The following is a 17319-nucleotide window of genomic DNA, read 5'->3' as shown; positions in this document are numbered from 1 at the left end:
GTCGCTCCGTCAGTTGGGAGAATTCGCGGCGCCGAGGCCGGCGAGCGCGGTGTCGATGGTGATGCGGTTGCCGGCCTTGGCCGCCCAGTCGGCGAGCGGCGCCCGGGCGATGGCGTCGAGAGCTTCGCCCTCGCGCAGCGCTTCGGCGAGGTTGCCTTCCTTCACCGCCGCTTCCATGCGCGAGACGATGGCGGTGGCGGAAGGCCCGGCCATCGGGCCCGACGGCTTGACGCTGACCAGCGAGCTTGCCGAGGCCGCGAGCCGGTCGACCAGGCTGGCGCCGGGATCGACCTTGGCGGCGGCGATGCGGATCTGTTCGGCGACGGCCGGGAAGCTGGCGGCAAGCTCCGCCTTCGACGGCGCGCCGGTGGCGGCCAGCGGCTGCAGCGCGGCGAACCTGTCGTCGGCCCCGCCGAGCGCCCTGGCGGCGGCGAGTTCGTCGGTGAACGGGCCGGAGCCGGTCGCCGCCTGGCGCAGCCCCGTCACCGCGATGACGCGCGCGGCCGCTTCCGTCTTCGGGTCTGCCGGGGGATGCGCCTCGACGGCGTCGAGGCGGCCGGTCAGGGCATCGAGGCGCGATTGCAGCGGCGACAGGTCGACGGGCGGGGCCGCCGGGGCTGCCGGCGCCGCTTCCGGCCGGGCTTCCAGCGCGGCGAGCCGGCTTTCGAGCGGGCCGAGGTCCGGCGCCGGGGTCGTGGCGACGGGGGCCGGCGCGTTCGCGGCGGCCTCCTTCAGCGCGGCGATTTCCCTTTCGAGACTGGCGAGGCGGGCCGGGTCGACGTCGGGAGTCGCCGTCGGTCTGGAGGCGGTTTCGCTGGCGGCCGCCTCGACGCGGTCGAGGCGGGCCGACACGGCGGCGAAGCGCGAATCGAGGCTGGCGCTGGCGACCGGGTCCGTGCCGGTCGAGGAAGAGAGCAGGGCGACGAGCAGGCCGCCGATGACGCCGCCGCCAAGAGCGGCGAGCGCCGGAATGACGAAACGCGCGCCAGCCGATTCGCGCGGCGTGGATTCGAGCGCGGGCGTCGGTTCGGCAACGCCGACTTCCGGCTCATAGGCCGGCGGCGGAGGCGCGGCGGGCTCGGCCGTCTCGGCAGCATCCGTGGCCGCCGGCACGTCGGCTTCCGTTTCGGGCGCGGGCTTCGTCGTGCTCGATTCGGCCTCGAGATCGATCGTCACGGGAGGCCGCTTGCGGCGGGGGGCGGACGATTCGCCTGCCGGATTGAAGGTGTCGTCGTCGCTCATGTCACCTCGATCTCGTCGGTCGCTTGGACCCAGTATAGACCAATGCGTTAACGGACGCCTGAAGGCGATGTTCCCATGCCCGGCGGGATCCGCGCCAGCAGGGCGTCGTCGGTCGGTTCGTCGGCAATAAGCACGCTACCGAATGTCAGGACGGAGGCGACGTTTGCCGAAAGCGCATAAATCGACAGGTGGTCGAGCGGCGGCTGTGGATCAAGCCGCGCCACCAGCCCGACGAAGGTCTTCGCCGTGCGCGGCGAATAGAGCAGCACACCGTCGAGCCTGCCTTGATGCAGATCATCCGCGACCGGATCCGGCAGCGCCGCGACCGGATCCATGCGGTAGGTCTCGACGAGGGAGATCGTGAAGCCGGTGGCGGTCAGCTTGTCGGGCCAAAGGCCGGCGCGATCGACGGCGGCGGGGTAGAGCAGCGTCCCGGCGGCGGGATCGAGCGTGGCGATCGCGAGCGACGCCAGCGCCTCGCCGTCGCCATCGGCCGAACGCACGTCTCGGAAGCCTGCCTCCCGCGCCGCCGTGGCGGTACGGTCGCCGACGGCGAGCACGGGTATGTCGAGCCAGGCGCGGAAGTCCGGCCAGCGCAGCAGGCCGCGCAGGCCGTTGCCGCTGGTCAGGAGGATGGCGGCGGGCCGGAAGCCGGGTGGCGCCGGGTCGAGGAAGCGGGCTTCGAGCAGCGGCGCCAGCACCGGCTCGTGCCCGAGCGCGCGCAGCCTTTCGGCCGTTCGTGTCGCCTCGGGCTCCGGCCGGGTGACGAGCAGCCGCATGGCGCGCCTCAGCCCGTCGCGAAGAAGGTCTTGCCGCCGCGGCCGATCAGTTCGTCGGCGGCGGTGGTGCCGATACGCGCGGCATCGGCAAGCGGCGCGGTCATCCGGGTGGCTTCCGACTGGCGGCCATCCGGCGACAGCACGATGCCGCGGAAGAGCAGCGCGTCGCCCGAAAGCGTCGCAAGGCCGCCGATCGGCGTGCGGCAGGAGCCGTCAAGCCGGGTCAGGAAGGCCCGTTCCGCAACCAGCGCCGTCTCGGTCGCCGGATCGTTGATCGCGGCGAGCAATTCGCGCACGCGAACATCGTCGGCGCGGCCTTCGACCGCGACGGCGCCCTGGCCGACGGCGGGCAGGAAATCGTCGAGATCGAGGATCGAGGTGGCGAGCTCGGCGCGGCCGAGCCGGCGCAGGCCGGCGAGCGCCAGCAGCGTGCCATGCGCGACGCCGTTTTCGAGCTTGGCGAGCCGCGTCTGCACATTGCCGCGAAACTCGACGACGACGAGATCGGGCCGGACGCGCAGCGCCATCGCCCGGCGGCGCAACGACGAGGTGCCGAGCAGCGCGCCCTGCGGCAGCTCACGGATCGAGCCGGCGACCGGCGACAGGAAGGCGTCGCGCACGTCTTCGCGCGGCAAAAAGGCGATCAGCGTCAGCCCTTCCGGCAGGAAGGTCGGCACGTCCTTCGAGGAATGGACGGCGATGTCGATCGCGCCGCTGAACAGCGCTTCCTCGAGTTCCTTGGTGAACAGGCCCTTGCCGCCGGCCTCCGACAGCGACCGATCCTGGATCCGGTCGCCCGACGTCTTGATGACGACGATCTCCATCGACGCCTCGTCGAGGCCGTGGGCGACGGCGAGCCGGGCGCGCGTCTCATGCGCCTGGGCGAGCGCCAGCGGGCTGCCGCGCGTACCGATGCGGAGGACGGGAGTGGAGGCTTCGGATTGCACGGGGTCGGGTCCGGATGTTAGGGCCTGTCGGATCAATGCCCGTCAGGGCAGAATTCGGCGCCAGTCTAGCCACGACGCGCCCATCCGCAAGCAAGCCGCCCGATACGCGGCGAAAGGCCCCGGTGTGACTTCTACCGTCCTGGTTCTGGGTATTGAGACGAGCTGCGATGAAACGGCGGCCTCCGTCGTGTCGCGCGACGCCGGGGGGCGCGGCGAGATCCTTTCCAATGTCGTGCTGTCGCAGATCGACGACCATGCCGCCTTTGGCGGCGTCGTGCCGGAGATCGCCGCCCGCGCCCATGTCGAGGCGCTCGATCGCATCGTGCAGGCGGCGATGGACGAGGCGGGCGTCGGCTTCGGCGATCTCGACGCCATTTCGGCGACAGCGGGCCCCGGCCTGATCGGCGGCGTCATCGTCGGGCTGACGACGGCCAAGGCGCTGGCGCTCGCCGCCGACAAGCCGCTGGTCGCGATCAACCACCTGGAGGGCCATGCGCTGACGGCGCGGCTCACCGACGGCATCGCCTTTCCCTATCTGCTGCTGCTGGTCTCCGGCGGCCATACCCAGATCCTGCTGGTGCGCGGCGTCGGCGATTATGAGCGCTGGGGCACCACCATTGACGATGCGCTGGGCGAAGCCTTCGACAAGACGGCGAAGCTGCTTGGCCTTCCCTATCCGGGCGGCCCGGCTGTCGAGCGCGCCGCCGCCCGCGGCAATCCCCATCGCTTCTCGCTGCCACGGCCGATGTATGGCCGGCCCGGCGCCGATTTCTCCTTCTCCGGCCTGAAGACGGCGCTGCGCATTGAGGCCGAGGCGATCGCGCCGCTGTCGGAGACCGACGTCGACGATCTCTGCGCCGCCTTCCAGCAGACGGTGACGCTGGTGGTGTGCGACCGCATCGGCCATGCGCTCGACCGGTTCCGGGCCGAGTTCCCGGATCTTGCCGACCCGACCCTGGTGGTGGCCGGCGGCGTCGCCGCCAACAAGGCGCTGCGCGCCGGCCTCGACGCCGAGCTTTCCGCGCGCGGCTTCCGCCTGGTGGCGCCGCCGCATGCGCTCTGCACCGACAATGGCGCGATGATCGCCTGGGCCGGAGCGGAAAGGCTGGCACTCGGCCTGCACGACGATCTCGCTGCGTCGGCGCGGCCGCGCTGGCCGCTCGACCAGATGGCGGCGCCGATGCTCGGCTCCGGCCACAAGGGAGCCAAGGCGTGAGCGACGCCGTCATCCGCAAGAGCAAGGTCGTGCTCTATGCCACCTGGCGCGGCAGGCTGCTCGTCTTCCGCGAGCCGGATTTTCCCGAATACGGCATCCAGGTGCCCGGCGGCACGATGGAGCCGGGCGAGACGCCCGAGCAGGCGGCGCGGCGCGAATTCCTGGAAGAGACCGGGTTGGTCGCGCCGGATGCCATGACGCGGCTCGGCGAGCGCGACTATCGCTACGCGCCGGAGGGCGGCCCCGAGCGGCACCACCGGCGCTGGTTCTTCCATCTGCCACTCGAAGGCGACTTCGCCGAAAGTTGGGAGCAGCTGGAAATGCACCCGGATGCCGGCGGCCCGCCGATCCGCTTCGCGCTCTATTGGCTCGACCTGCCGCTCGGCGAGGCGCTGTTCGGCGAACTGGATGCGCTGCTCGACCGATTGCCCGCGCTGGAGATGGCATCATGACGATCGACCATATCGCCGTCGTCGGTGCCGGCGCCTGGGGCACCTCGCTGGCGCTCGCCGCGCATCGCGCCGGCCGTACGGTCACGCTCTGGGGCCGCGACGTGGCCGGCATGGCGGCGTCGCGCGAAAACGCCGCCCATCTGCCGGGTGTCAGGCTGCCGGAGGCCATGCAGGTTACCGACCGGATCGAGGCGGTGCTTGCCGCCGACGCGATCCTGCTGGCGACGCCGGCGCAGACGGTGCGCGAGGTGGCCGGCCGTCTCGAGGCCATCCGCGAGGACACGCCGGTCGTGCTCTGCGCCAAGGGGCTGGAGCGCGGCACCGCCAAGCGGATGACCGAGGTGCTGGCCGAGGCGCTGCCGCCGGCCGCTCCCGCCGTGCTGTCTGGACCGAGCTTCGCCGTCGACGTGGCGCGCGGCCTGCCGACCGCTGTCACCATCGCCGCGACGGAGCTGAAGCTCGCCATGGCGCTCTGTCACGCGCTCGGCTCCGCAAGCTTCCGCCCCTATGCCGAGACCGACATGCTCGGCGTCGAAATCGGCGGCGCCTTCAAGAACGTGCTGGCGATCGCCGCTGGCATCGTCGCCGGCCGCGAATTCGGCGCCAGCGCGAGTGCTGCCGTGATCGCACGCGGATTCGCTGAATTGCGCCGGCTCGGCGAGGCGCAGGGCGCGCTGCCGGAAACGCTGATGGGCCTTTCCGGCCTCGGCGACCTCGTCCTCACCTGCTCGTCGGTGCAATCGCGCAATTTCGCCTATGGCCATGCGCTTGGCAGCGGTGCCGCTCTGCCGCCGGCCCTCGCCGAGGGAGCCGCCACCGCGCCGGTGGCGCGCGATCTCGCCCGCCGCCTCGGCGTGCCGATGCCGATCACCGAGGCGGTGGCCGCCATTCTCGACGGTACGCTGTCGATCGACGCGGCGGCGGAAGCGCTGATGCTGCGGCCGCTGAAGCGCGAAGTCGATTGAGGCGCGCCGGCCCGGAGCCGTTCGGCCGCTATCCCCTCTCGCGTTGAACACCGCCCTTTACGTGTGCCCGCCCGCCGCCTACCGTGCGGCCCGCATTTGCTGGAGGTCCTCATGCATTTTGTTGCCATCCTGAACGATCGCGATGACGGCCTGCCCGTCCGTCTCGAGAACCGTCCCGCCCATATCGAGTGGCTCAAGGAAGCCGGCATCGCCATCGCTGGTCCGTTCCTGAACGACAAGGGCGACATGTGCGGTTCGCTGCTGATCCTCGAGGCCGAGGACGAAGCGGCGGCGCGCGCCGTGCTCGCCGGCGATCCCTATGCCAAGGCGGGCCTGTTCAAGTCGACCGAAGTCCGGCCGTGGCGCTGGGCAGTCGGCAAGCCGGCCTGACCGGCACACCGGCTTTCATCGTTTCCATCGGAGCGTCCCATGGCCTACTGGCTCTTCAAGTCCGAACCCGACGTGTTCTCCTTCGACGATCTGGCGAAGAAGGGCGCGGCCGGCCAGGAATGGGACGGTGTCCGCAACTACCAGGCGCGCAACAACATGCGCGCCATGCAGCTCGGCGATCGCGGCTTCTTCTACCATTCCAATATCGGCAAGGAGATCGTCGGGATCGTCGAGGTGGCAAAGCTCGCCCACCCGGATTCGACCGATGACAGCGGCCGCTGGGAATGCGTCGACCTGCGCGCCGTCCGGCCCGTCCCAAAGCCCTATTCGCTGGAGATGGCCAAGGCCGAGCCGCGGCTTGAGGGCATGGCGCTGGTCGGCAATTCGCGTCTTTCCGTGCAGCCGGTCGGCGACGCGCACTGGAAGCTGATCTGCGAGCTGTGCGGGCTCGATCCGGCCGCGATCTGAGCCCGGATTGATCGCCGATCCCGCGCGCTTCGTCGTCGAGCAGACCCGGCTGGCGCCGGTCGCCTTCGTTCCGGAAATTGAGCTTTATCAAGCGGATGAGGCAACCGCGCTTTGGCATCTGACCGAAGCGGCGCTGGATCGCGCCGACTTGCCGCCGCCGTTCTGGGCCTTCGCCTGGGCGGGTGGGCAGGGGCTGGCGCGGCATGTTCTCGACCATCCGGAACTCGTGCGAGGCAGGCGCGTGCTGGATTTCGCCTCCGGTTCCGGGCTGGTTGCGATCGCCGCCGCCAGGGCCGGCGCGAGCCATGTCGCCGCCGTCGACATCGATCTCTTCGCAGTTGCAGCAATTTCTTTGAATGCTGCAGCAAACGGCGCGACGATCGACGCCCGGCAGGCCGATGTGATCGGATCCGCGGCCGGCGATTTCGACGTCCTGCTCGCCGGCGACGTCTTCTACGATTCCGGTTTCGCGGCGCGGCTGATGCCCTGGTTGGCGGCGCTCGCCGCGGCGGGCGTGACGGTCATCGCCGGCGATCCGGACCGGACCTACCGGCCGAGGATCGCGGTGCGCGATCTCGCCGTCTACCAGGTCCCGGTTCATCCCGCGTTGGAGGACGCGGCGGTGAAGCGGGTGCGGGTTCTCGAAGTCGGCTTTTGCGAACCGCTCCAGACTGGCTTGCCGGAAGTGCCGGGATTCGCATAATGCCGCCTGCATAAGGGCGTGCACCGCCACAAGCGGGGCTGCCAGGGAGGAATGAAGATGCACGACAAGATCTATCCGGTCTCGGACGACTGGGCGAAGAGCGCACAGATCGACGAGCCGACCTATCGCGCCATGTATCAGCGCTCGGTCGAGGATCCGGATGGCTTCTGGGCCGAGCAGGCCAAGCGGATCGACTGGATCACGCCGTTCACCAAGGTGAAGAATACCTCGTTCGCGCCGGACAACGTCTCGATCAAATGGTTCGAGGACGGCGCGCTCAACGTCTCGGCGAACTGCGTCGACCGCCACCTCGCCAAGCGCGCCGAGCAGGTGGCGATCCTCTGGGAGGGCGACAATCCCACCGAAAGCCGCTCCATCACCTATCGCGAGCTTTCCGAGCAGGTGAATGTCTTCGCCAATGTGCTGAAGGAGATGGGCGCCAAGAAGGGCGACCGGATCACCATCTACATGCCGATGATCCCGGAGACGGCCTTCGCGATGCTCGCCTGCACGCGCATTGGCGCCGTGCATTCCGTGGTTTTCGGCGGCTTCTCGCCGGACAGCCTCGCCGGCCGTATCGAGGATTGCGGCTCGAAGCTGGTGATCACCGCAGACGAGGGCCTGCGGGCCGGCAAGAAGATCCCGCTGAAGGCCAATGTCGACGCGGCGCTCGCCAAGCTCGGCGGCGACGTGAAGACGCTGGTCGTGCAGCGCACCTTCGCCGACATCCCGATGCAGAACGGCCGCGACGTCTTCTACAACGATCTCGCCAAGACCGTGTCGCAGCATTGCGAGCCGGAGGCGATGAACGCCGAGGACCCGCTGTTCATCCTCTATACGTCGGGTTCGACCGGCAAGCCGAAGGGCGTGCTGCACACCACCGGCGGCTATCTCGTCTATGCCTCGCTGACGCACAGCAAGGTGTTCGACTACCGCGACGGCGACATCTACTGGTGCACGGCCGATGTCGGCTGGGTCACCGGCCATTCCTACATCGTCTATGGCCCGCTTTCGAACGGCGCCACCACGCTGATGTTCGAGGGCGTGCCGAGCTATCCGACCAACTCCCGCTTCTGGGAGGTGATCGACAAGCACAAGGTCAACATCTTCTACACGGCGCCGACGGCGATCCGCGCGCTGATGCAGGCCGGCGACGAGCCGGTCAAGAAAACCTCGCGCGCGTCGCTGCGCCTGCTCGGCTCGGTCGGCGAGCCGATCAATCCGGAAGCGTGGGAATGGTACCACCGCGTCGTCGGCGACGACCGCTGCCCGATCGTCGACACCTGGTGGCAGACCGAGACCGGCGGCATCCTGATCACCCCGCTGCCGGGCGCCATCGCCCAGAAGCCGGGCTCGGCGACGCTGCCCTTCTTCGGCGTCCAGCCGGCGATCGTCGACGGCGAGGGCAAGGTGCTGGAAGGTGTGGCCGAGGGCAACCTCATCATCACCGACTCGTGGCCGGGCCAGATGCGCACCGTCTATGGCGATCACGACCGCTTCGTGCAGACCTATTTCTCGACCTACAAGAACGCCTATTTCACCGGCGACGGCTGCCGCCGCGACGCGGACGGCTACTACTGGATCACCGGCCGCGTCGACGACGTGCTCAACGTCTCCGGTCACCGCATGGGCACGGCCGAGGTCGAGAGCGCGCTGGTGGCGCATGAGCATGTCTCGGAAGCCGCCGTCGTCGGCTACCCGCACGACATCAAGGGGCAGGGCATCTATGCCTATGTCACGCTGATGGCGGCGGTCGAGCCGACCGATGCGCTGCGCAAGGAACTGGTCGCCTGGGTGCGGATGGAGATCGGCCCGATTGCCTCGCCCGACCTGATCCAGTTCGCGCCCGGCCTGCCGAAGACGCGCTCGGGCAAGATCATGCGCCGCATCCTGCGCAAGATCGCCGAAGGCGAATTCGGCAATCTCGGCGACACCTCGACCCTGGCCGATCCGGCCGTCGTCGACGACCTCGTCGCCAACCGCCAGAACAAGCGGTAGTCGATTTCGGGAGGCCGGCTCAGTAGCCGGCCTCTCTTTGATGTCTCGTCATCTCCTGGCTCGATGGGTGCAACACCCTCGGCGTCATCCCGGGCTTGAGCCGGGATCCATCCATCCGCTGTCTCGTTCGTAGTCGTTTGACGAAGGCTCGTCATCGCGCCGACGGCTTCAGGCCACGGCGGCAAGGATCCCGGATCTCCGCTTCGCTGCGTCCGGGATGACGGAGCCTGGGGGATTACGGCCTTGGCAGCCGCATCAGAAGTCGCTGGCGATGCCCTTGTTCTCCCAGTCGCCGTAGCGCACCGGTTCCGGGCCGGCGCGACCGAGGATCTCGCGCGGGCGCCTGGTCGCGGCGTCGATCTCGGCGCGGCGCGCTTCCGCTTCGGCGAGCGCGCGGCGGGCGACGTCGCTGAGCGGGCGGGGCGGGTGTGCGGTTTCGGCTTCGTCGCTCATCGGGGCCTCGAAGATGGGGCGCTGGGGCGCAGATGGCGCGGATTCCCGCGCCTCGGGCCGGCGCCGCAACTTGCAGCTCGACCGGTACCCTCCCATCATATAGGTCGAACCCGCCGGCCGCCGCAACGCGCCCGGCCATCGCGGCCAATCGGGAGTGATCGATGAACGTCATGCGCACCGCCATGCTGATCGCGGCCCTGACCGCCCTGTTCATGGGCGTCGGCTACCTGATCGGCGGATCGAGCGGCATGATGATCGCGTTCGTCATCGCCGCCGGCATGAACATCTTCAGCTACTGGAATTCCGACAAGATGGTGCTGTCGATGTACGGCGCCCACGAGGTCGACGAACGCAGCGCGCCGGAGTACTACGGCATCGTCCGGCAGCTGGCGCAGCGCGCCGATCTCCCCATGCCGAAGGTCTATGTCATCGATTCCGCCCAGCCCAACGCCTTCGCCACCGGCCGCAACCCGCAGAACGCGGCCGTCGCGGCCTCGAGCGGGCTGCTGCAGGTGCTGACGCGCGACGAGATCGCCGGCGTGATGGCGCATGAGCTGGCGCATGTGAAGAACCACGACACGCTGACCATGACGATCACGGCGACGCTGGCCGGCGCCATCTCGATGCTGGCGAACTTCGCGTTCCTGTTCAGCGGCAATCGCAACCGGGAAGGCGGCGGCATCGGCATGATCGGGACGATCGTCATGATGATCGTCGCCCCGATGGCGGCCATGCTGGTGCAGATGGCGGTCAGCCGGACGCGCGAATATTCGGCCGATCGCCTCGGCGCCGAAATCTGTGGTTCGCCGCGTTCGCTCGCGAGCGCCCTTGCCAAGATCGCGCGCGGGGCGCACGAGATCCCCAACGAGGCGGCCGAGGCGAATCCCGCCTCCGCGCATCTCTTCATCATCAATCCCCTATCCGGGCAGCGCATGGACAATCTCTTCTCGACTCATCCGGACACGGAAAACCGGATCGCCGCCCTCATGGCCTTGGAGGCGGAGCGCGGCGGCTCCGGCGGCGGCGCGCGGCCGGCTGCCCGTGTCGACCTGCCGGGCGGCTTCCGCTCCGGCCGGCCCGCCGCGGCGGAGCCGCGCGGTCCCTGGGGCGGCGCCAATCCGGGCTCCGGTTCCTCCGGCAGGGGGCCGTGGGGTTGAGCCAGAAGTCGAAGTCCGGCAAGCCGTCGGCAGGCAAGTCATCCACCGGCAAGCCGTCCGCCGGCAACCGTCCCGCCCGCAACGCGTCGCGCAAGCCGCGACTCGCTCCCGGCGTCGCCGCCCGCCTTGCCGCGACCACGGCGCTGATGGCGGTGCTCGCCGATCATCGCGCCCTCGATAGCGCGATCGACGCCACCGACGGTCCGTTCGAGACGCTCGATCCGCGCGAGCGCGGCCTGGCCCGCGCCATTCTCGGCATTTCGCTGCGCCGGCGCGGCCAGATCGAGGATGCGCTCGGCCGCTTCCTCGACAAGGCGCTGCCGCGCAAGTCGGGTCCGCTGCCGGCGATCCTGCATGTCGCCGCGGCGCAGATCCTGTTCATGGATGTCCCCGACCACGCCGCCGTCTCGATCGCCGTCGACACCGCCGAGGCGGATCGCGACGCGCGTCATTTCAAGGGGCTCGTCAACGCCGTGCTGCGGCGGCTGACCGAGCAGCGCGACGCCATCCTCGCCGCGCAGGACGAGGTTCGCCTGAATACGCCCGACTGGCTCTATGAGCGCTGGGTGATGGACTACGGCGCCGCCACCACGACGGCGATCGCGGCGGCCCATCTGCTGGAGCCGTCGCTGGACCTTTCGGTAAAGTCCGATCCGGCCGGCTGGGCGGAGAAGCTCGGCGGCATCGTGTTGCCGACCGGCAGCGTCCGGCTGATTGCGCACGGACCGATTGACGCACTGCCGGGCTTCGGCGAGGGCGAGTGGTGGGTGCAGGACGCCGCCGCCGCGCTCCCGGCGAAGCTGCTCGGCAAGGTCGACGGGCTTGACGTCGCCGACCTCTGCGCGGCTCCGGGTGGCAAGACGGCGCAGCTCGCCGTGGCCGGCGCCCGGGTGACGGCGGTGGATGTCAACGAGGCGCGCCTGCTGCGCGTTCGCGAGAATCTCGGCCGCCTCGGGCTGGAGGCCGAAACCGTCGCCGCCGACGTCGCGAGCTGGCAGCCGGACCGTCTGTTCGACGCCATCCTGCTCGATGCGCCCTGCTCCGCGACCGGCACGATCCGCCGCCATCCCGACGTCGCCGTGCTGAAGCGACCGTCCGACATCGACACGCTCGCCGCATTGCAGGCGTCGCTGCTGGCGCGCGCCGCCGCCATGCTGAAGCCGGGCGGGACGCTGGTCTATTGCACCTGTTCGCTCGAGCGGGCCGAGGGCGAGGATCAGGTTGCGCAGGCACTGGCAAGCCTACCGTTGGTTTTGGAGCCGGTCCGGCCGGAAGAGGTCGGCGGCGTCGACGCGATTTGTCGCGACGGCTTTCTGCGCACCCTGCCGTCGGACCTTCCCCATGCGGAGCCGCGGCTTTCCGGCCTCGACGGCTTCTTTGCCGTCCGCTTCCGGCGCCCTTAGGGCGCCGGGAACGGTTTCAATTTGTGCGAATCCGCAATTAGATTGCTCGAATCGCCGGCCGACTGATTCGTTTCGAGCCTTCGAAAATCCGGTCAGCACGAATTCAGCAGTAGATGAGGGAGCGAGAGAGTATGGCGCTCGGAGCAGGATCCGGTCGGGGTCGGCTCGTCCGCTTCGCGCTCGCGTCCGCATGGCGCCGGGTGCGCTATGCGTTCCATGCCAGCCCCCTCTATCGGTGGAAATATTCGGGCCAGGTGCCGGAGCGGCTGCTGATCGCGCCGACCGACCTTCGAACCGCCGACCCGACCATCGCCAACGACATCTATGCCGGCCGCTTCGTCTTCGCCGGCGAGGTGGTCGATGTCACCGGCTTCTCCGTGTTCGAGATCGAGGCGCCGTCTCGCGCCTGGGCCGAGCGGCTGCACGGCTTCGGCTGGCTGCGCCATTTGCGCGCCTCCGACCTCGCCGTCTCGCGCTCCAACGCCCGCGCGCTGCTCGACGAATGGATCAAGTTCCAGAAGAGCCATGATCCGGTCGCCCGCGATCCCGACGTCATGGCGCGCCGGATCCTGTCCTGGCTGGCGCAGACGCCGCTGGTGCTGGAAGGCTGCGACCACGGCTTCTACCGCCGCTTCATGCGCTCGCTCACCAAGCAGGTGCGGCATCTGCGCCGCGTTGCGCGCGACGTGCGGCCCGGCCTGCCGCGGCTGCGGGTGATGATGGCGCTCGCCGCCGCCGGCCTGTCGCTGTCCGATCAGCCGCGCCTGGTGCGCCAGGCGTCGCGCTGGCTCGACCAGGAACTGGCGAAGCAGATCCTGCCGGATGGCGGCCATGTCGGCCGCAATCCCGGCACCATGCTGGAAATCCTCGTCGACCTTCTGCCGCTGCGGCAGGCGTTCACCGCGCGCGGCCAGCAGCCTTCCGCCGTGCTGCTCGGCGCGATCGACCGGATGATGCCGATGCTGCGCTTCTTCCGGCACGGCGACGGCTCCTTCGCCCGCTTCAACGGCATGGGCGAGACGCAGCTCGGCCTGCTCGCCACCGTGCTCGCCTATGACGACGCGCGCGGCAACCCGTCGAAGAATGCGCCCTATGTCGGCTACCAGCGGCTCGAGGGCGGCGACACGGTCGTGCTGGTCGACACCGGCCCGCCGCCGGAGCCGGTGCTGTCGCTCGACGCGCATGCGGGCTGCCTCTCCTTCGAGATGAGCGCCGGCCGCCAGCCGCTCATCGTCAATTGCGGCGTGCCCGGTCCGGGCGCTACGGCGCTGCGGCGCATGGCGCGCACCACGGCGGCGCATTCGACCGTGACGCTGAACGATTCCTCGTCCTGCCGTTTCCTGACCGGCACCTATCTCGCCGACAAGCTGGGCGAGGCCATCCTTTCCGGCCCGACGCGCGTGGAGGTCCAGCGCCAGGACCATCGCAACGAGACGGTGCTGAGCGCGTCGCATGACGGCTATCTCTCTCGCTTCGGCATCCGCCATGAGCGCCAGCTGGTATTGTCGGCCTATGGCGACAGGCTCGACGGCGTCGATTCCTTCACGGCGCCGAGCGGCAAGCGCGGCGGTCGCGACGCCTTCGCGCTGCGCCTGCATCTGCATCCTTCCGTCGAGGCGACCCGGATCAACCACGGCCATGGCGTCTTCCTGGCGCTGCCCGACGGTTCGGCCTGGCAGTTCGACACGCAGGGGCTGGAAGTACTGCTCGAGGAGAGCATCCGCCTTTCCGACATCCGCGGCAGCCGGCGCACCGAGCAGATCGTCGTCTATGGCCGCGCGCTGCATCAGGATTCGATCGAATGGACTTTGCACCGCGTCGTCGAGCCGGGCGGTCGCCAGCGCCATCATGACGATCCCGGCGACGATCTGCCGCTCGGTGCGTAAAGCGGGCTGCGTCCCCAGAAAAAACGTGGTATCGCGCGGGCCTTCACTTATCGAACCCGCGAGGATGCCATGGCCGTACCGCCGTCAAAGGTCGCCCTTCCCGAACTCGTTCCGATGAAGCGCGCGCTCTTTTCGGTGTCGGACTCAACCGGGCTGATCGACTTCGCCCGGGCGCTGCATGAGCGCGGTGTCGCCCTCGTCGCCACCGGCTCGACCTGCAAGGCGCTGATCGACGCCGGCCTGCCGGCGACCAATGTCGCCGACGTCATCGGCTTCCCCGAGATCCTCGGCGGCCGGGTCAAGACGCTGCATCCGAAGATCCATGGCGGCCTGCTCGGCATCCGCAACGATCCCGTCCACGCGGCCGAGATGGAAGAGCACGGCATCGAGGGTTTCGACCTCGTCGCGGTCAACCTCTATCCGTTCGAGAAGACGATCGCCGCGACGGAAGACTACGCAACCGCCGTCGAGAACATCGATATCGGCGGCCCTGCTATGACGCGCGCCGCGGCCAAGAACCATGGCTTCGTCTCGATCGTCGTCGATCCCGCAGACTATGCCTCGGTGCTGGAGACGCTGGACGCGAATGCCGGCTCGACGCCGCTCGCCTTCCGCAAGCGCCTCGCCGGCAAGGCGTTCGCCCGCACGGCGGCCTATGACGCGGCCGTCTCCGGCTGGTTCGCCCGCGTGCTGGAAGAGCCGGCGCCGGCCTGGCGCTCGTTCGGCGGTTCGCTCCGCGAGGTCATGCGCTATGGCGAGAACCCGCACCAGGAGGCGGCGTTCTATGCCACGGGCGAGGTGCGCCCCGGCGTCTCGACGGCGAAGCAGCTGCAGGGCAAGCAGCTCTCCTACAACAACATCAACGACACCGACGCCGCTTTCGAGCTGGTCGCCGAGTTCGATCCCGCCGAGACGGCGGCGGTCGCCATCATCAAGCACGCCAATCCCTGCGGCGTGGCGACGGGCGCGACGCTGGCCGAGGCCTATGACAAGGCGCTGCGCTGCGATCCGGTCTCGGCTTTTGGCGGCATCGTCGCGCTGAACCGCACGCTCGACGCCGAGGCGGCGAAGAAGATCGTCGAGATCTTCACCGAGGTGATCATCGCCCCGGATGCCACCGACGAGGCAGTCGCCATCGTCGCGGCGAAGAAGAATCTGCGCCTGCTTGTCACCGGAGGCCTGCCGGACCCGGCCGCCAGGGGCACGACGGTCAAGACGGTCGCCGGCGGCCTGCTGGTGCAGGACCGCGACGCCGGCCGGGTCAGCAAGGCCGATCTGAAGGTCGTGACCAGGCGCGCGCCCTCGGACGCCGAGCTGGACGACCTTCTCTTCGCCTTCCGCGTCGCCAAGCACGTCAAGTCGAACGCCATTGTCTATGTGAAGGACGGCGCCACGGTCGGCGTCGGCGCCGGCCAGATGAGCCGCGTCGATTCATCGACCATCGCGGCCAAGAAGGCTGCCGACGCCGCCCGCACGGCGGGATTGCCGGAGACGCTCGCCAAGGGTTCGGTCGTCGCTTCCGACGCGTTCTTCCCGTTCGCCGATGGCCTGCTGGCGGCGGCCGAGGCGGGCGCGACGGCCGTGATCCAGCCCGGCGGCTCGATGCGCGACGATGAGGTGATCGCCGCCGCCGACGCGGCCGGCCTCGCCATGGTCTTCACCGGCATGCGCCACTTCCGCCACTGAGCGGTTCGTGGCTTCTGCATCGATGAAGCGCGGCCTCCGGGCCGCGCTTTTTTGTTTTGGGGGATTTGAAAGGGAAGCAAGGCCCTCACCCAACCCTCTCCCGCGAGCGGGCGAGGGCTTTCCGGCCGGATCTGCCTTTGGAACCGAGCTCCCTTCTTCACCTCTCCCTGAGGGAGAGGTGAAGCTCTCTCGTCCGCGAGCTGACTACTCCATCCCGGCCCTGAGCGCCGCGGCGCCGGCGACCGGCCCGATCACCGCGCTCGCCATCGTCAGCGCGATCAGGATCAGCATCGGGTTCAGGACCGGCATGCCGACCGTCGTCGCGGCGGTGATGGTGCTGACGCCGAAGATCAGCACCGGAATGGTGAAGGGCAGCACCAGGATGGCGACCAGCAGGCCGCCCCGGCGCAGCGCCGTGATCAAGGCGGCGCCGATCGCGCCGATGAAGATCAGCGCCGGCGTGCCGATCAAAAGCGTCAGCGTGACGAGCCCGATCGCCCGCCCGTCCATGCCGAGGATCAGGCCGAAGACCGGCGCGCCGAGCACCAGCGGCAGGCCGGTCGCCAGCCAGTGACCGATCGCCTTGGCGAGCACGACCAGTTCGAGCGGCAGGCCGGAGAGGATGAACTGGTCGAGGCTGCCGTCGTCGCGGTCGTCCTGGAACAGCCGGTCGAGGCCGAGCAGGGTGGCGAGCAGGGCGGCGATCCAGAGCATGGCCGGGCCGATGCGGGCGAGCAGCTTCATGTCGGGTCCGACGCCGAACGGCACGACGGCGACCACCGACAGGAAGAAGATCAGACCGATGAAGGCGCCGCCGCCGGCGCCGAGCGACAGGCGCACCGTCCGTCCGATCAGGCCGAAGAAGAAGCCGGTCATGCGGCACCGAGAGCGAGCGTCGCCGAGCTTGCGACGGGGAGGGGACGATGTGTCGCGGCCAGGGCCAGCCCGCCGCCGGCGAGATGCCCGGCCAGCAATTCCCCGAAGGTCGCCTCGGAGCGGGCATCGAGCGCGGAGGTCGGTTCGTCGAGCAGCCAGATCGGGCGGCGCACGACGAGCAGGCGGGCGAGGCTGGCGCGCCGCCTTTGGCCGGCGGAAAGATAGCCGGCTGGCAGATCGTCGAGGTGATCGAGTTCTACCTGTTCGAGCGCTTCCAGCGCCGGAAGGCCCGGCTCGCCGGCGACGCGGGTCCACAGCGCCAGGTTGTCGCGCACGCTGAGCGCCGGCTTCAGCCCGTCCAAATGGCCGAAATAATGAGCATTTTCGCTGATGCCGGCGTCGCTTTCGCGAGCGGCATCGAAGCGGAGGCTGCCGGCCGCGAGCGGCAGCAGGCCGGCGACGGCGCGCAGCAGTGTTGATTTGCCGGCTCCGTTGGCGCCGGTGACGGCGAGCAGCTCGCCTGCGCCGATCATGAAGCTGATCTGCGCGAAAATGGCGCGCCCGCCACGACTTACGGCAAGATCCGTCGCGGATAACCGGTTAGCGGCGCGGTTCATGCGCGGATCCCGCCCCGAGGTGACGCCGCGTCCGATTGCGTTTGAGCAGCTTTGAAAGATTCCAAGCGCGGCGACTTTCGT

Annotated in this window: 17 protein-coding genes; 11 read left to right on the top strand and 6 right to left on the bottom strand. The window is 69.4% G+C overall.

The window, feature by feature from the left end:
* Positions 1–9: 9 nt before the first annotated feature.
* Genes OSH07_RS12685 through hemC form a run of 3 tightly spaced genes read right to left on the bottom strand, consistent with a single transcriptional unit; the run spans position 10 to position 2968 of the window.
* Complete coding sequence (locus OSH07_RS12685) at positions 10–1242, bottom strand: COG4223 family protein (RefSeq protein WP_266339019.1); 1233 nt, start codon at positions 1240–1242, stop codon at positions 10–12.
* Between the two features lie 47 nt (positions 1243–1289).
* A complete protein-coding gene (locus OSH07_RS12680; RefSeq protein ID WP_266339018.1) occupies positions 1290–2021 on the bottom strand; it encodes a uroporphyrinogen-III synthase in 732 nt (243 codons plus the stop codon).
* Positions 2022–2029: 8 nt separating this feature from the next.
* Positions 2030–2968 carry a hydroxymethylbilane synthase gene (gene hemC / locus OSH07_RS12675; RefSeq protein WP_266339017.1) on the bottom strand — a complete coding sequence of 313 codons (939 nt, stop codon included), beginning with the start codon at positions 2966–2968 and terminating at the stop codon, positions 2030–2032.
* A gap of 124 nt (positions 2969–3092) precedes the next feature.
* Between hemC and tsaD the strand changes: the two genes are divergently transcribed.
* From tsaD to acs, 7 genes are all read left to right on the top strand, one after another.
* The gene (tsaD, locus tag OSH07_RS12670; protein WP_266339016.1) at positions 3093–4184 is read left to right on the top strand and encodes a tRNA (adenosine(37)-N6)-threonylcarbamoyltransferase complex transferase subunit TsaD; all 1092 of its coding nucleotides are present in this window, start codon (positions 3093–3095) and stop codon (positions 4182–4184) included.
* Positions 4181–4636: an NUDIX hydrolase gene (locus OSH07_RS12665; RefSeq protein ID WP_266339015.1), complete on the top strand. Its 456-nt coding sequence runs from the start codon at positions 4181–4183 to the stop codon at positions 4634–4636. Before tsaD ends, OSH07_RS12665 begins: the two co-directional genes overlap by 4 nt.
* Positions 4630–5601 carry an NAD(P)H-dependent glycerol-3-phosphate dehydrogenase gene (locus OSH07_RS12660; protein WP_266339085.1) on the top strand — a complete coding sequence of 324 codons (972 nt, stop codon included), beginning with the start codon at positions 4630–4632 and terminating at the stop codon, positions 5599–5601. Before OSH07_RS12665 ends, OSH07_RS12660 begins: the two co-directional genes overlap by 7 nt.
* A 111-nt stretch (positions 5602–5712) precedes the next feature.
* Positions 5713–5991, top strand: a complete 279-nt coding sequence (locus tag OSH07_RS12655; protein WP_266339014.1) for a YciI family protein — start codon at positions 5713–5715, stop codon at positions 5989–5991.
* 39 nt (positions 5992–6030) lie between these two features.
* On the top strand, positions 6031–6459 hold the full coding sequence (locus OSH07_RS12650; protein ID WP_266339013.1) for an EVE domain-containing protein: 429 nt from the start codon (positions 6031–6033) through the stop codon (positions 6457–6459).
* Positions 6460–6466: 7 nt separating this feature from the next.
* A complete protein-coding gene (locus tag OSH07_RS12645; RefSeq protein WP_266339012.1) occupies positions 6467–7162 on the top strand; it encodes a class I SAM-dependent methyltransferase in 696 nt (231 codons plus the stop codon).
* A gap of 57 nt (positions 7163–7219) precedes the next feature.
* Complete coding sequence (acs, locus tag OSH07_RS12640; protein WP_266339011.1) at positions 7220–9160, top strand: acetate--CoA ligase; 1941 nt, start codon at positions 7220–7222, stop codon at positions 9158–9160.
* Between the two features lie 255 nt (positions 9161–9415).
* On the opposite strand, the gene OSH07_RS12635 is transcribed toward acs, so the two are convergent.
* A complete protein-coding gene (locus OSH07_RS12635) occupies positions 9416–9613 on the bottom strand; it encodes a DUF1674 domain-containing protein (RefSeq protein WP_266339010.1) in 198 nt (65 codons plus the stop codon).
* A 161-nt stretch (positions 9614–9774) separates the two neighbouring features.
* Here OSH07_RS12635 and htpX point away from each other — a divergent pair, with 161 nt between their 5' ends.
* The 4 genes from htpX (at position 9775) to purH (ending at position 15745) form a co-directional block, all read left to right on the top strand.
* Positions 9775–10770 (top strand): zinc metalloprotease HtpX, encoded by a 996-nt coding sequence (gene htpX / locus OSH07_RS12630; protein WP_266339009.1) that lies wholly within the window; start codon positions 9775–9777, stop codon positions 10768–10770.
* Entirely contained in the window at positions 10767–12173 is a 1407-nt protein-coding gene (locus OSH07_RS12625) for an RsmB/NOP family class I SAM-dependent RNA methyltransferase (RefSeq protein WP_266339008.1), read from the top strand. The genes htpX and OSH07_RS12625 overlap by 4 nt, the downstream gene beginning before the upstream one ends.
* A gap of 131 nt (positions 12174–12304) precedes the next feature.
* On the top strand, positions 12305–14059 hold the full coding sequence (locus OSH07_RS12620; RefSeq protein ID WP_266339007.1) for a heparinase II/III family protein: 1755 nt from the start codon (positions 12305–12307) through the stop codon (positions 14057–14059).
* A gap of 69 nt (positions 14060–14128) precedes the next feature.
* Positions 14129–15745, top strand: a complete 1617-nt coding sequence (gene purH / locus OSH07_RS12615) for a bifunctional phosphoribosylaminoimidazolecarboxamide formyltransferase/IMP cyclohydrolase (protein ID WP_266339006.1) — start codon at positions 14129–14131, stop codon at positions 15743–15745.
* 204 nt (positions 15746–15949) lie between these two features.
* Here the strand turns inward: purH and ccmB are convergent, their stop codons facing one another.
* Together ccmB and ccmA are read right to left on the bottom strand one after the other, a co-directional pair.
* Positions 15950–16621: a heme exporter protein CcmB gene (ccmB, locus tag OSH07_RS12610; RefSeq protein ID WP_266339005.1), complete on the bottom strand. Its 672-nt coding sequence runs from the start codon at positions 16619–16621 to the stop codon at positions 15950–15952.
* Entirely contained in the window at positions 16618–17238 is a 621-nt protein-coding gene (ccmA, locus tag OSH07_RS12605) for a heme ABC exporter ATP-binding protein CcmA (protein WP_266339004.1), read from the bottom strand. The genes ccmB and ccmA overlap by 4 nt, the downstream gene beginning before the upstream one ends.
* Between the last annotated feature and the right edge of the window lie 81 nt (positions 17239–17319).

Origin of the sequence: Kaistia nematophila (genome assembly GCF_026343855.1) — a bacterium.
Classification (GTDB): Bacteria; Pseudomonadota; Alphaproteobacteria; order Rhizobiales; family Kaistiaceae; genus Kaistia; species Kaistia nematophila.
This window is presented reverse-complemented; position numbering and strand designations above follow the sequence as displayed.